We start from the raw sequence: 13459 nt of genomic DNA, 5'->3' as shown, positions 1-13459 counted from the left end.
GCCGAGCGGGCCGGGGAGGGGTGCCGCATGGATGAGACCAAGCCGGCGTCGCCCGGAGTGCACGCTCGCTCCTGGGGCCCCGCAGAACCTGCCCCCGTGCCAGCTCGCCCAGTCGTGGGCGGGCTGGCACGAGCCGTTCTTCTCGCCGTCGTTCTCCTGATTCTGCCCTCGCTGGCAGCTCCGGCTGCCGCCACGCCCCTCATCGACCCGCATGCTGTCACCGAGCTCGTCATCACGAGGTTCGACGGCCCGGTGACCGCCATATCCGACGGGCGGCCGCTGGATGACCCCGGATCCCCTCGCACGCCGGTCGCAGGCGCCACCTTCGAGATCCGCATGGTGCCGGGAGTCGATGTGTCGACCGCGGAGGGCCAACGGGTGGCGTCGCGGCTGACGGTGGCAGAGGCTCTGCGCAGCGCCGCGGGGAACCCGGTCGATCGGGGTGTCACGGGGCCTGATGGTGTGCTCCGGCTGGGCGGACCGCGGGGCACTCTCGGTGTCGGCCTCTACCTCGTTGAGGAGACCCATGCGCCTGAGGGCGTGGCCGGTGCCGCACCGTTTCTCGTCAGCCTTCCCATGACCAACCCGGAGAGCCGCAGCGACTGGCTCTACACGGTTCACGTGTACCCGAAGGCCGAGACTGTGAGCGCGTCGATCGAAGTGGATGACGAAACGGCCGTGGCTCTCGGCGATCCGGTCACATGGACGACGCGGACGGGAATTCCGACCACCATGGATGCGTACCGCGTCCAGAGTCTTCTGGCGCCCTCAGCCAGGCTGGTGGGGCGGGCGACCGACACAGTAATCCTGCACGGCCGCGGCGCCGAGCCGCTGGCAGCCGGCGATTACACCAGCCGGGTGGTGGAAGAGGACGGCAGGCAGACCCTCGAGGTGCTGTTCACGGCAACGGGCCGTGAGAGGCTCAGCGCGGCGAGGGCTCTTGACCCGGCCGCCAGTGTTGTCATCTCCTATCGCACCCGGATCCTCACCGAGGGTGAGCACACGACCGAGGTGCGGCTCTTCACCTCGTCCGGGGGCGTCGACGGGACTCGTGCCGCATCCGGCGCCCGGGCGCCCAGCGTCGAGTCATCCGGTGTGGCGACATCTGAGTATTCCATGCCGAGCCTGGCCGGAGAGGCCACGACGAGATGGGGGACGCTCGCCCTCACCTTCTGTCTTGAGGGGGAGCCCGATATCGCTCTGTCGGGCGCCCGATTCCAGGTGTTCACGTCCCGCGGTGATGCGGCTGCGGGTAGGAACCCCGTGACGATTGGCGGCGTCCGCGAATGGAGGACCGATGCCGATGGTCTCCTCCATATCACCGGTCTGCGCTACTCGGGCTTCGTCAACGGTCTCGACCGGGCACCCTCCGATCCTCTCTTCCGTCGCTACTGGGTGGCGCCCACATCCGTGCCCGAGGAGTGGCGCTGGGCCGATGCCGCTCTGATCGGTGCTGTCGTCGAGGAGACCGCCGAGACGGTCCGTCCCACGCTCGTCTGTATCGTGCTCGCCGGTGACGGCGAGCCCGGCATCGGCACCGGCACAGAGAGCCCCGGAGATGGGCCCGGCGGCATAGAGAGCCCCAGCGGTGGGACCTCGGATGGTGCTGCGCCAGGGCCAGGCCCGGTTGTCGAGCGTCCCGGCGGAATGCCGTTCACAGGGGCGAGCCTCGCCGGGGCCGGCATCCTCAGTCTCCTCCTCGTGGGCGGCGGGATTGCTCTGCTTCGCGGCAGGCGCAGGGAGAGCGAGCGGTGATGCTCCGAGCCGAGGTGTCGAGGCGCCGGCGGGTCGGCCGGGACGTTCTCCTCCAGGTGTTCGCCATGATCGGGATCGGGCTCCTGCTCTATCCGCAGGCGGCCGACTGGTTCAGCGCACGCGCGCACGAGTCCGTGATCGCCGGTTATGTCAGTCAGGTCCAGAGCGCCCCGAGTGCCGAGCGGCAGCGAGTGCTCGATGCGGCGTACGCCTACAACGAGCAGCTGAGCCCCGGCCCGCTCACTGACCCGTACGTCTCCGAACTCGAGGACTCGATCATCGGCAGTGAGCTCTATGCCGCCTACGAGGAGATGCTGAGGGTCAGCGGCACGGACGCCATCGGCACGCTCAGCTATCCGGGAGTCGGCATCAGCCTCCCGATCTACCACGGGACATCCGGCACCGTCATCTCCTCCGGAGTCGGCCACCTCTATGGCGCCTCCCTGCCGGTGGGCGGGCCGGGCACGCGCTCGGTCCTCACCGCCCACAGCGGACTCGTCAGAGCGAAGCTCTTCTCGCCGCTGCATGAGGCGGGGGTGGGGGATATCTTCTGGATCAGTGTTCTCGGGGAGGAGCACCACTACCGAGTCGAGGCGATTGAGATCGTTGACGCTGAGGAGACCGAGTCCCTCGCCATCGTCGAGGGCGAGGACTGGGTCACCCTCTTCACGTGCACGCCGATCGGTGTCAACAGCCACCGGCTGCTCGTCCACGCCCAGCGCACCGACGCCGCCGCCGAATCGATTGAGGATCTCGGGGTCGGGGTGGGTGCAGGCTTCCCCTGGTGGGCGATGTGGTTCGCCGCAGGCTCGCTCGCGGCAGGCCTCATCCTGTTCCGCCCGAGAGGGCGGGCCGCGGTTCGGGTCGATGCGGACCGCTCGAGGCGCGCCAGCCACAGCGGCTGATCGGCGAGTGGCGAGGCCATCACCAGCAGGCGCGAACGGGGCCCAGCGTCACTGAGTGACCTCGACTGCAGACGTTGTGATCCTCAATGAATAAGGCATGGTCCCGCAGGTGGGGCGAGTATGCTCGTGGGCGTCGGCCGCACCTCGAGACACCGAAGTCCCGGTTGGCGCGCAGGTCTAGACTGAACTGGCCTGCAGACCGAGTATTGAAGGAGACACACGATGCCCGCACTTATTGTCATCGGAGCCCAATGGGGCGACGAGGGGAAGGGCAAAGCAACCGATCAGCTCGGCACCGACGTCGACTATGTCGTCAAGTTCAACGGCGGCAACAACGCCGGCCACACGATCGTGGTCAACGGCGAGAAGTTCGCCCTCCACCTCATTCCTGCGGGCGCTCTCACGGAGACGTGCACGCCCGTCATCGGCGGCGGTGTTGTCGTCGACCTCGATGTGCTGTTCCAGGAACTTGATGAGCTGAAGAGCCGGGGCGTCGACGCCTCGCGGCTCCGCGTGTCCGCCAATGCCCACATCATTCCGTCCTACAACAGGACCCTCGACAAGGTGACCGAGCGCTTCCTCGGCAAGAGGAAGATCGGCACGACCGGTCGCGGCATCGGCCCCACCTACGCGGACAAGATGAACAGGATCGGCATCCGCGTCCAGGATCTCTTCGATGCGTCGATCCTCCGCCAGAAGGTCGAGGCCGCTCTCGACCAGAAGAACAGCATGTTCCTCAAGGTCTTCAACACGAAGGCCGCCGATGTCGACCTCGTGACGCAGGAGCTGCTCAAGTACGCGGATCGCATCGAGCCGATGGTCTGCAACGTCACCAACCTGCTCAACGAGGCGCTCGATGAGGGGAAGACGGTCGTCTTCGAGGGCGGCCAGGCGACGATGCTCGACGTCGATCACGGCACCTACCCGTTCGTCACCTCCTCCTCGGCCACGGCCGGCGGAGCATGCACGGGCTCGGGCGTCGGCCCCACCCGCATCGACCGCGTCGCGGGCGTCGCCAAGGCCTACATCACCCGCGTCGGCGAAGGTCCCTTCCCCACCGAGCTCCTCAACGAGTCCGGCGACTGGCTGCGCGAGCGCGGCGGCGAATACGGCACGACGACGGGCAGGCCCCGCCGGTGCGGCTGGTACGACGCTGTCGTCGCGCGGTACGCGACCAGGGTCAACTCCCTGACCGATCTCGTGCTCACCAAGCTCGACATCCTCTCGACGCTCGAGGAGATCCCCGTCTGCGTCGCCTACGACGTCGACGGTGTCCGCCACGATGACATGCCGGCCGACCAGACGTCGTTCCATCACGCGACGCCGATCTACGAGTACTTCCCCGGATGGAGCGAAGACATCTCGGACGCACGCAGCTTCGACGAGCTTCCCAAGAACGCGCAGGACTACGTCCTTGCGCTCGAGGAGCTCTCCGGCGTCCGCATCTCCGCCATCGGAGTAGGCCCCGGCCGCGAGCAGACGATCGTCCGCCACCCGCTCGTGTAACGAGCGGCGCTGGAGATAGGGGTGAGGGCGGGATTTCTCCCGCCCTCACCCCTATCTCTGTCAGTTCGCCGATCGGATCACTCGGCCGTCATCGGCCGTCCTGGTCGCCGCGGTAGCGGTCGGTGGGATCCGGGCGTCGCTCGCCGCCCTGACCCGCGTCGTGGCCGTGCCCGCCCTGGCTCTGCCCGCCGTGGTAGTTGGTGTCGGGGTTCCAGGCGCCGTTCTGCTGGTAGCCGCCCTGCTGGCTGGGGTAGTTGCCCTGCTGTGGGTGGCCGCCCTGCTGGTAGCCGCCGTGCGGGGCCTGGAACTGGCCACCCTGGGCGTCGTGATGGCCGACCTGCGGGACGCCGAAGGCGCTCGTAGGTCCGGCGAACTGTCCGCCCTGCGGCGGGTAGGGGCCACCCGGTCCGTACGGGCCCTGGGGGCCACCGGGGCCCTGGTTCTTGTTCCTGTTGGAGAGGATCCAGGCGACCAGGCCGATGAGGAGGAGGATGCCGGCGCCGATGAGGACCCAGCCCCACACGGGGAAGCCGCCATCGTCCGCGGTGTCGCCATCATTGTCTTCGGCCTGATCGCCGCCACCGGTCTTGCTGCCGGTCACCTCGAAGCCGGTTGAGAATGCCTCGAACGCATCGTAGGTCGCCCTGTTGCCGTCGATCTGGCCGCCGTTAGTCGCCTCGGTGATCTGACCCGGCATCTGAATCGTCACCGTGAACTCGAAGTCCATCCCCGGCGGGATGTCCTCCGTTGTCATCGACGGGTCCGCCTCGCCGACGAATGTGAAGGTGTCACCGTTGTCGATGAGGACCTCACCGTCGACGACGCTCTCGGTGGTCGACGTCGTCATGCGGCAGGCGAGGTTGTCGCCGGAGATGTCCTCGATCGAGACCTCCTCCTCGACTGCGGTGTCGAGGGGGTCCTCGATGCCGAGGTCGGAGAACATGTCGTCGCAGGTGATGCCGAGGCCTTCGAGCTCCCCGGTCGTGTCCTCGAATTCGAGGACGACGTTGGCGGCACCGCTCTCCTTGATCTCGATCGCCATGTCGGCGCGGCACGCTGAGAGGATGAGCAGGGTGGGGGCGATGGCGCCTATCGCCAGGGCCTTCGTGGTTCGGCTTCTCATGGTTGTCCTTTCAGAGCGCCGTCATGCAATTGAGGTCCAGGATACGGCGGGAGCCGTATTCCGACCACCAGAGGCGGCGGGGAGTCCTGTGGGGAGGCCGGCCCTGCAGATTGAGATGAATTGCAGGTGAACATTGTCCGGAATGGTCGGAGTTTCAAAACGGGTGGGCAAAACGCCCAAAACGGTCTTTTAAAGCCGAAAATGGGATACCATTGAAGGGGTTTTTAGGTCAACAGTCCTAGTTATCTCCAAAGCGGAATAATGCCAATAGTCCCAGCTCAAAAGGCTCATTGCGGGGAATAATCTATATCGGTGCTTGACCAAACAAGGAAACACCATCGCCCAGTTTCTAGGAGGAAGCGCGATGACTGACAAGACCTACACAGTTGAGGCTGTCAAGGCGGAAGCTCCGGAGATCGCTCCGGATAATCTCATCGAATTCGTGACCACAATCGCGAACCTGACCAAGCCGACGGACATCTTCTGGGCAGACGGCTCGGACGAGGAGTGGAACCTGCTGACCGAGCAGATGGTCCAGTCGGGCATGTTCACGCGGCTCAACCCCGAAAAGCGACCGAACTCCTTCCTCGCGCGTTCGCTGCCCTCGGACGTCGCACGCGTCGAGTCGAGGACCTACATCTGCTCCGAGAAGGAGGAGGATGCTGGTCCGACGAACAACTGGGCCGACCCGAAGGAGATGAAGGAAACCCTCAAGGGACTGTTCGACGGCTCGATGCGCGGCCGGACAATGTACGTCATCCCCTTCTCGATGGGCCCGATCGGCGGCCCGATCTCCCAGCTCGGCATCGAGATCACCGACTCCCCGTACGTGGTCGTCAACATGAGGATCATGACGCGCATGGGCATTCCCGCCCTCGAGCTCATCGGCAAGGGCGAGGAGTGGGTCCCCGCTGTCCACTCGGTCGGCTACCCGCTGGTCGACGCTGAGGGCAACGAGCGCCCCGACACCTCGTGGCCGTGCAACGAGGAGAAGTACATCACCCACTTCCCGGAGACCAACGAGATCTGGTCGTACGGCTCCGGCTACGGCGGCAACGCGCTGCTCGGCAAGAAGTGCTTTGCACTCCGCATCGCCTCGACGATGGCACGCCGCGATGGCTGGATGGCCGAGCACATGCTCATCCTCCGCCTGACCGAGAATGCCACCGGCAAGCAGTTCCACGTGACGGCTGCCTTCCCCTCCGCCTGCGGCAAGACGAACCTTGCCATGCTCCAGCCCACCATCGAGGGCTACACGGTCGAGACCATCGGCGACGACATCGCCTGGATGCGTCCCGACGCCGAGGGCAGGCTCCGCGCCATCAACCCCGAGGCCGGCTTCTTCGGCGTCGCACCGGGCACGTCCTACAAGACGAACCCGATGGCGATGGATACCGCCCGCGCCAACTCGATCTTCACGAACGTCGCCCTGACAGACGATGGTGACGTGTGGTGGGAGGGCGTCGACGGTGAGATGCCGGACCACCTCATCGACTGGCACGGCAACGACTACACGAAGGCGGATGCCGAGGCGGGCAAGCTCGCCGCGCACCCGAACTCGCGCTTCACGGTTCCAGCCGACCAGTGCCCGATCATCTCGCCCGACTGGGAGGCGCCGGAGGGCGTCGCAGTCGACGCGATCCTGTTCGGTGGCCGCCGCGCGACGAACGTCCCGCTCGTCGCCGAGCAGTACACGTCGGCCCACGGTGTCTTCATCGGCGCCTCGGTCGCCTCTGAGGTCACCGCTGCCGCGACCGACGTCAAGGCGGGCTCGCTCCGCCACGACCCGTTCGCCATGCTCCCCTTCTGCGGCTACAACATGGCCGACTACTGGGGCCACTGGGTCGAGATGCAGGAGAAGCTCGGCGACAAGTTCCCGAAGGTCTACCAGGTCAACTGGTTCCGCAAGGACGAGGATGGCCGCTTCATGTGGCCCGGCTTCGGCGACAACTCACGCGTCCTCGACTGGATCGTCCGCCGCGCGGATGGTCGGGTCGACGCAGTCGACGGCATCACCGGCCGTTACCCCAAGCTGGAGGACTTCAACCTCGAGGGCACCGATGTCGACGAGGCAACGTGGAACAAGCTCTTCGAGACCGACCCGGACGCCTGGGCGAACGAGATCGACCAGGTTGAGGAGTACTTCACGAAGTTCGGCGATAAGGTTCCGCCCGCCATCCATGGCGAGCTCGCCGAATTCCGCGGCCGCATCGAGGCCGCACGCAGCGCTCTGCTCTCGTAGAGCACGCAGCACTCTCTTCGCATAGGGTGCGATGGGCAGGCGCCTCGGCGCCTGCCCATCAACGTGTCCGGGCCCGCCCACTCTTCGGGCATCACCGCCCCGACCCCGTCATGCAATCCCCGCGGCGGTAAGCTCGTCCCATGAAGATCCTCCTCCTCGGCTCCGGCGGCCGCGAGCACGCTCTTGCACTGGCGATGGCACCGCACGCCGACGTCCTCATCGCAGTCCCCGGCAACCCCGGCATCGCCCAGATCGAGAACGCGCAGTGCCTCGACGGGGACATCCTCGACGGTGGAGCGATGGAGCAGATCGCCCGCGAGCACGAGGTCGACCTCGTTGTCATCGGCCCCGAGGCACCACTCGTCGCGGGCGTGAGCGACGATCTCCGTGCGGCGGGCTTCGCCGTCTTCGGGCCCGGCGGCGAGGCCGCACGGCTCGAGGGGTCGAAGGCCTTCGCAAAGGAGATCATGGCGCTCGCCGAGGTGCCCACAGCCATGGCCCACATCTGCACCACCCGTGAGCAGGTCGACGAGGCGCTGCAGATGTTCCCCGCCCCCTACGTCGTCAAGGACGACGGTCTGGCGGCCGGCAAGGGCGTCGTCGTGACAGGCGACCTTGAGGAGGCGCGGGATCACGCGTACGCGTGCCTCGAGGCGGGCAGCTCGGTCCTCATCGAGGAATACCTCGACGGGCAGGAGATCTCTCTGCTCTGCGTCTGCGACGGCAGGACCGTCATCCCGCTCGAACCCGCTCAGGACTTCAAGAGGCTCAAGGACGGCAACGAGGGGCCGAACACGGGCGGGATGGGCGCATACTCTCCGCTGCCGTGGGCCCCGGAGGGTCTGGTCGAGGAGACTCTCGACCGGGTCGCCTACCCCGTGATCCGCCAGATGGAGCGGATGGGCACGCCCTTCATCGGCATCCTCTATGTCGGTCTTGCGCTGACGAGCCGCGGCATCCGCGTCATCGAGTTCAACGTCCGGTTCGGCGATCCCGAGACGCAGGCGGTTCTTCCGCGCCTGCGCACGCCGCTGCCGGAGGTCCTCCTCGCGGCCGCCACCGGCAGGCTCGAGCACCTGCCTCCGCTCGAATGGGATCCCGGGGCTGTCGTCACCGTCGTCCTCGCAAGTGAGGGTTACCCGGGCCGGCTCCGGATCGGTGTCCCGGTCGAGTGCGAGGCGGACGACGTGCAGGCTGGGACGACGATGGAGGATGGGCAGATCGTCTCCTGTGGAGGGCGGGTGCTGTGCGTCCGCGGGTACGGCGACACGGTGGCCGAGGCCCGCGAGGACGCGTACGCGCGGATCCGCCCGTTCGACGGCGCCCAGTACCGAACCGATATCGCCGCCGGAGTCTGAGCCGCCGGCAGCGACTGGGGCGCCGGATTCACCGCGGTGGTGATATGGAGGACGGCGCGTGGCCGCGGGGTGTCTTCCTGCGGTGTTTCCGCAGGTTGGGGCAACGGATCGAGCCGTGAGAATCGAGACCGAAACCCCGGGCCGCACGTGGCCTTTCATGGGAAGATGACCCCATGAATCCCTCTCTCAACCTGCCGGGGTGGACGCACGTGAAGTCCGGCAAAGTGCGCGATCTCTATGCGCCCACCGAGCTGGCGACGCACGACGGGCGCGACACGGTTCTCATCGTGGCCTCGGACCGCATCTCCGCGTTCGACCACGTCCTGCCGACTCCCATCCCGAACAAGGGCAAGATCCTCACCGCCATGACGCTGTGGTGGTTTGAGCAGCTCGGGGATGTGACACCGAACCACTTCATCTCCACTGATGTTCCGGAGGCCGTCGAGGGGCGCGCGATGATCACCGAACGCCTCGAGATGGTGCCGGTCGAATGCGTCGTTCGTGGCTACATCACCGGATCGGCGCTGTCTGAGTACCGCAAGACGGGCGCCGTCTGTGGGATCGAGCTGCCCGATGGTCTCAAGGACAGCGACCGGCTCCCCGAGCCGATCTTCACGCCCGCCGCGAAGGCTGAGATGGGCGAGCATGACGAGAACATCACGTTCGACCGGGCGGAGCAGATGGTCGGCAGGGATGTTGCCCGTGCGCTGAGGGGCACGTCGATCGCCCTCTACCGTCGCGCTCGAGAGATCGCCGCCGACAGGGGGATCATTCTCGCGGACACGAAGTTTGAGTTCGGTCGGCGGATGCAGCCGGGGGAGTCCGGCCTCGTCCTCGGCGATGAGATCCTCACCCCGGACTCGTCGCGGTTCTGGGACGAGAGCGAGTACGTACCGGGCCGCCCGCAGCCGTCGCTCGACAAGCAGTACATCCGAGACTGGCTGACCTCCGACGAATCGGGCTGGGATCGGGTCTCCCAGCCGCCGGAGCTGCCCACTCACGTCGTCGAGAAGACGAAGGAGCGCTACGTCCGCGCCTACGAGCGGCTGACGGGGCGAACCTGGGAGGACTGATCGGTCAGCTCCGGCTCCGGGGGTGAACCCGGAAGGAGTGATCGCTCACCTCCCGCCCACAGGTCGAACCGGTCAGTGCGATAGGCCCCGCGAGGTCTAGAATCCCTGGTATGGGACGAATCATCGTAGAAGTCATGCCTAAGCCTGAAATCCTTGATCCTCAGGGTAAGGCCATTGCCGGAGCTCTCCCACACCAGGGCTTCACCGAATTCACCGACGTCCGCCAGGGCAAGCGCTTCGAGCTTGCCGTTGATGGTGCCGTCACAGAGGAGGCCCTCGCGGCCGCCAGGCGAGCGGCGGAGAACATGCTCTCCAACCCGGTCATCGAGGACGTTGTCGGCGTCTATGCGGAGGACCAGTGAAAGTCGGAGTCATCACCTTCCCGGGCACTCTCGACGAGGGGGACGCGCGGAGGGCTGTGAGGCTCGCCGGTGGCGAGCCCGTCGAACTGTGGCACGCGGATCGGGACCTCAAGGGTGTCGACGCGGTCATCATCCCCGGCGGCTTCTCCTACGGCGACTACCTTCGGTGCGGTGCCATCGCCGCCCTCGCCCCGGTCATGCAGGAGGTCATCGACCGCGCCAAGACGGGCATGCCCGTCCTCGGCATCTGCAACGGCTTCCAGGTCCTGTGCGAGTCGGGGCTCCTTCCCGGAGCGCTCGTCCGCAACGACCACCAGAAGTTCATCTGCCGCGAGCAGCGCCTGCGCGTCGAGTCCACCTCGACCGCATGGACGTCAGGATTCGCCGAGGGTGATGAGATCGTCATCCCGCTGAAGAACGGCGAGGGATCCTACCAGGCGCACGATGAGACGATCGCCGAGCTCGAGGGGGAGGGCCGCGTCGTGTTCCGCTACCTCGACGGCAACCCCAACGGCTCCCACAACGACATCGCCGGCATCGCAGACGAGACCGGCTCGATCGTCGGCCTCATGCCCCACCCGGAGCACGCCGTCGAGGCGGGCTTCGGCCCCGACTCGCAGGCCGGCATCCGCACAGGCACAGACGGCCTCGTCATCTTCCAGTCACTCATGGGGGTACTCCGATGATCCACGACACCGTAGACCGGGCCGCGGCGAGCCCCGATGAGGAGATGCCGTACGCGGCCCTCGGACTCAAGGACGACGAGTACGCCTACATCAAGGAGATCCTCGGCCGCAGGCCCACCAACGCGGAGCTCGCCATGTACTCCGTCATGTGGTCCGAGCACTGCTCCTACAAGTCCTCGAAGAAGCACCTCAAGGAACAGTTCGGGGCGAAGACGACCGAGGCGATGAAGAGGCATCTGCTCGTCGGCATGGGCCAGAACGCGGGCGTCGTCGACATCGGCGACGGCTGGGCCGTCACCTTCAAGGTCGAATCCCATAACTCCCCGTCCTACGTCGAGCCCTACCAGGGTGCGGCGACCGGCGTCGGCGGCATCGTTCGCGACATCATCGCCATGGGTGCACGCCCGGTGGCGGTCATGGACCAGCTGCGCTTCGGCGACCCGAATGAGGCCGACACGTGGCGCGTCGCCGGTGGTGCCATCTCCGGCATCGCCGGGTACGGCAACAGCCTCGGCCTGCCCAACATCGGCGGCGAGGTCGAATTCGACTCCTCCTACCAGGGCAACCCCCTCGTCAACGCGCTCGCGGTCGGCATCATGCGCCACGAGGACATCCACCTCGCCAACGCCGAAGGCGTCGGCAATAAGGTTGTCCTCTTCGGTGCCCGCACCGGCGGCGATGGCATCGGCGGCGCGTCGATCCTCGCCTCGGAGGCGTTCGACGGCGGCGTGCCGACGAAGCGGCCCTCCGTCCAGGTCGGCGACCCCTTCATGGAGAAGGTCCTCATCGAGTGCTGCATGGAGCTGTTCCGTGAGAACACGGTGGAGGCGATCCAGGACCTCGGTGCCGCCGGTATCTCCTGCGCCACCTCGGAGCTCGCTGCCAACGGCGGTTCGGGCATGCACGTCAACCTCGAAGAGGTGCTGCTGCGCGATCCCACGCTCAACGCGGGCGAGATCCTCATGAGCGAGTCGCAGGAGCGGATGATGGCGATCGTCTCGCCCGAGCGCCTCGACGACTTCATGGCGATCATCGACAAGTGGGAGGTCGAGGCCTCCGTCATTGGCGAGCTGACCGGCGACGGCAGGCTGACGATCGACCACGACGGCCACAGGATCGTCGATGTCGATCCGGCCACGGTCGCGATCGACAGCCCCGTCTACGATCGTCCCTACGAGCGGCCCTCCTGGCAGGACGCCCTCCAGGCCGACACGAGCGATCGGCTGACCCGCCCGGTCCCGGGTGAGGAGCTGCGGGACCAGATCATCGCGCTCCTCCACTCGCCGAACCAGGCGCCGAAGGATTGGGTGACGAGTCAGTACGACCGCTTCGTCCGCGGCAACACCGCGCTCGCCCAGCCGGACGACGCGGGTGTCATCCGCGTCGACGAGGAGACGGGGCGCGGCGTCGCCATCGCGACCGACGCCAACGGCTGGTACACGAAGCTCGACCCCTACGAGGGTGCGCGCCACGCACTCGCCGAGTCCTACCGCAACGTTGCCACCGTCGGTGCGACACCGCTCGCGGTGACGGACTGCCTCAACTTCGGCAACCCGGAGAAGCCCGAGCTCATGTGGCAGCTCGTCAAGGCGATGGAGGGTCTCGCGGACGGCTGCGCCGAGCTCGGGATCCCCGTCACCGGCGGCAATGTCTCGCTCTACAACTCGTCCGGCGACGAGTCGATCAACCCGACCCCGGTCGTCGGCATGCTCGGCGTCCTCGATGACGTCGCCGTCGCACGGCCGTCCGGGTGGGCGGAGGAGGGCCTCGCCATCGTCGCCCTCGGCGACGTCGCCGACGAGCTCGACGGCTCTGCCTGGGCGCGCACGATCCACAGCCACCTCGGCGGCGTCCCGCCGCGCGTGGATCTGGGTCGTGAGGCGGCACTTGGTCGCGTCCTCATCGCACTTGCGGAGGCGGATGTGACGAGGGCTGCGCACGATGTGTCGAACGGCGGCCTCATCCAGAGCCTGACGGACATGGTGCTCCGCAACCGCGTGGGCGCCTCGGTCGACCTGTCGGCCCTCGCGGTGGACGACTTCGTCGCACTGTTCTCGGAGTCGCAGGCCCGGGCCGTCATCGCCGTTCCCGAGGAGCTGCTCCCGGCCGTCCACGCCGCCGCTGAGGCGGAGGGTGTGTTCGCCGCACGGATCGGCACGACGGGCGGTGATCGGCTCGTCATTCAGGGTGAAGGGACGTATTCGTTCCTTCTCGATGAGCTCGTCGGTCCCACTCCTCGGGCACCGCAGAAGTAGGTATTGCCAAGCGGTTTCCTCACCCGATAGGGTGCACTCCCGCGCGCAGGCCCCCTCCAGAGAGACAGTAAGAATAGAAGTGCCTGATCTTCTCGAATGGTTTGACCCACACAGCGATCGACCCCTGAACAGTCGGTCAGGTGCCGTGAGTGTTCCCGAAAGGTTCTGACTCACACTCTGATCGACCAGCGTGT

At 66.8% G+C, this 13459-nt stretch carries 10 protein-coding genes; 9 read left to right on the top strand and 1 reads right to left on the bottom strand.

Going from position 1 to position 13459, the window contains the following annotated elements; all coding sequences use genetic code 11:
* The first annotated feature begins 27 nt into the window (after window positions 1-27).
* The 3 genes from EJO69_RS07110 (at window position 28) to EJO69_RS07100 (ending at window position 4166) form a co-directional block, all read left to right on the top strand.
* Window positions 28-1755: a SpaH/EbpB family LPXTG-anchored major pilin gene (locus EJO69_RS07110; RefSeq protein WP_126040560.1), complete on the top strand. Its 1728-nt coding sequence runs from the start codon at window positions 28-30 to the stop codon at window positions 1753-1755.
* Window positions 1755-2660, top strand: a complete 906-nt coding sequence (locus tag EJO69_RS07105; RefSeq protein WP_245993840.1) for a class C sortase — start codon at window positions 1755-1757, stop codon at window positions 2658-2660. The genes EJO69_RS07110 and EJO69_RS07105 overlap by 1 nt, the downstream gene beginning before the upstream one ends.
* A gap of 222 nt (window positions 2661-2882) precedes the next feature.
* Window positions 2883-4166 (top strand): adenylosuccinate synthase, encoded by a 1284-nt coding sequence (locus EJO69_RS07100; RefSeq protein WP_126040559.1) that lies wholly within the window; start codon window positions 2883-2885, stop codon window positions 4164-4166.
* A gap of 88 nt (window positions 4167-4254) precedes the next feature.
* Here the strand turns inward: EJO69_RS07100 and EJO69_RS07095 are convergent, their stop codons facing one another.
* The gene (locus tag EJO69_RS07095; protein ID WP_126040557.1) at window positions 4255-5289 is read right to left on the bottom strand and encodes a hypothetical protein; all 1035 of its coding nucleotides are present in this window, start codon (window positions 5287-5289) and stop codon (window positions 4255-4257) included.
* Between the two features lie 364 nt (window positions 5290-5653).
* Between EJO69_RS07095 and EJO69_RS07090 the strand changes: the two genes are divergently transcribed.
* From EJO69_RS07090 to purL, 6 genes are all read left to right on the top strand, one after another.
* Complete coding sequence (locus EJO69_RS07090) at window positions 5654-7531, top strand: phosphoenolpyruvate carboxykinase (GTP) (protein ID WP_126040555.1); 1878 nt, start codon at window positions 5654-5656, stop codon at window positions 7529-7531.
* Between the two features lie 140 nt (window positions 7532-7671).
* Complete coding sequence (gene purD / locus EJO69_RS07085) at window positions 7672-8889, top strand: phosphoribosylamine--glycine ligase (protein WP_126040553.1); 1218 nt, start codon at window positions 7672-7674, stop codon at window positions 8887-8889.
* A gap of 173 nt (window positions 8890-9062) precedes the next feature.
* On the top strand, window positions 9063-9962 hold the full coding sequence (locus EJO69_RS07080; protein WP_126040551.1) for a phosphoribosylaminoimidazolesuccinocarboxamide synthase: 900 nt from the start codon (window positions 9063-9065) through the stop codon (window positions 9960-9962).
* A gap of 110 nt (window positions 9963-10072) precedes the next feature.
* On the top strand, window positions 10073-10324 hold the full coding sequence (gene purS / locus EJO69_RS07075; RefSeq protein ID WP_126040549.1) for a phosphoribosylformylglycinamidine synthase subunit PurS: 252 nt from the start codon (window positions 10073-10075) through the stop codon (window positions 10322-10324).
* Complete coding sequence (gene purQ / locus EJO69_RS07070) at window positions 10321-11010, top strand: phosphoribosylformylglycinamidine synthase subunit PurQ (protein WP_126040547.1); 690 nt, start codon at window positions 10321-10323, stop codon at window positions 11008-11010. Before purS ends, purQ begins: the two co-directional genes overlap by 4 nt.
* The gene (purL, locus tag EJO69_RS07065; RefSeq protein WP_126040545.1) at window positions 11007-13265 is read left to right on the top strand and encodes a phosphoribosylformylglycinamidine synthase subunit PurL; all 2259 of its coding nucleotides are present in this window, start codon (window positions 11007-11009) and stop codon (window positions 13263-13265) included. The genes purQ and purL overlap by 4 nt, the downstream gene beginning before the upstream one ends.
* Window positions 13266-13459 lie beyond the last annotated feature (194 nt).

It is taken from the genome of Flaviflexus salsibiostraticola (assembly GCF_003952265.1).
GTDB classification, from domain to species: Bacteria; Actinomycetota; Actinomycetes; order Actinomycetales; family Actinomycetaceae; genus Flaviflexus; species Flaviflexus salsibiostraticola.
Note: the sequence above shows the minus strand (reverse complement) of the source record. Positions and strands in the feature narration are given on the sequence as shown.

Bases quoted from the DNA above. Each gene is read 5' to 3' on its own strand.
- EJO69_RS07095 (WP_126040557.1), bottom strand. From the start codon at position 5,289: ATGAGAAGCCGAACCACGAAGGCCCTGGCGATAGGCGCCATCGCCCCC.
- purD (WP_126040553.1), top strand. From the start codon at position 7,672: ATGAAGATCCTCCTCCTCGGCTCCGGCGGCCGCGAGCACGCTCTTGCA.
- EJO69_RS07105 (WP_245993840.1), top strand. From the start codon at position 1,755: ATGCTCCGAGCCGAGGTGTCGAGGCGCCGGCGGGTCGGCCGGGACGTT.
- purS (WP_126040549.1), top strand. From the start codon at position 10,073: ATGGGACGAATCATCGTAGAAGTCATGCCTAAGCCTGAAATCCTTGAT.
- EJO69_RS07100 (WP_126040559.1), top strand. From the start codon at position 2,883: ATGCCCGCACTTATTGTCATCGGAGCCCAATGGGGCGACGAGGGGAAG.
- purL (WP_126040545.1), top strand. From the start codon at position 11,007: ATGATCCACGACACCGTAGACCGGGCCGCGGCGAGCCCCGATGAGGAG.
- EJO69_RS07110 (WP_126040560.1), top strand. From the start codon at position 28: ATGGATGAGACCAAGCCGGCGTCGCCCGGAGTGCACGCTCGCTCCTGG.
- EJO69_RS07080 (WP_126040551.1), top strand. From the start codon at position 9,063: ATGAATCCCTCTCTCAACCTGCCGGGGTGGACGCACGTGAAGTCCGGC.
- EJO69_RS07090 (WP_126040555.1), top strand. From the start codon at position 5,654: ATGACTGACAAGACCTACACAGTTGAGGCTGTCAAGGCGGAAGCTCCG.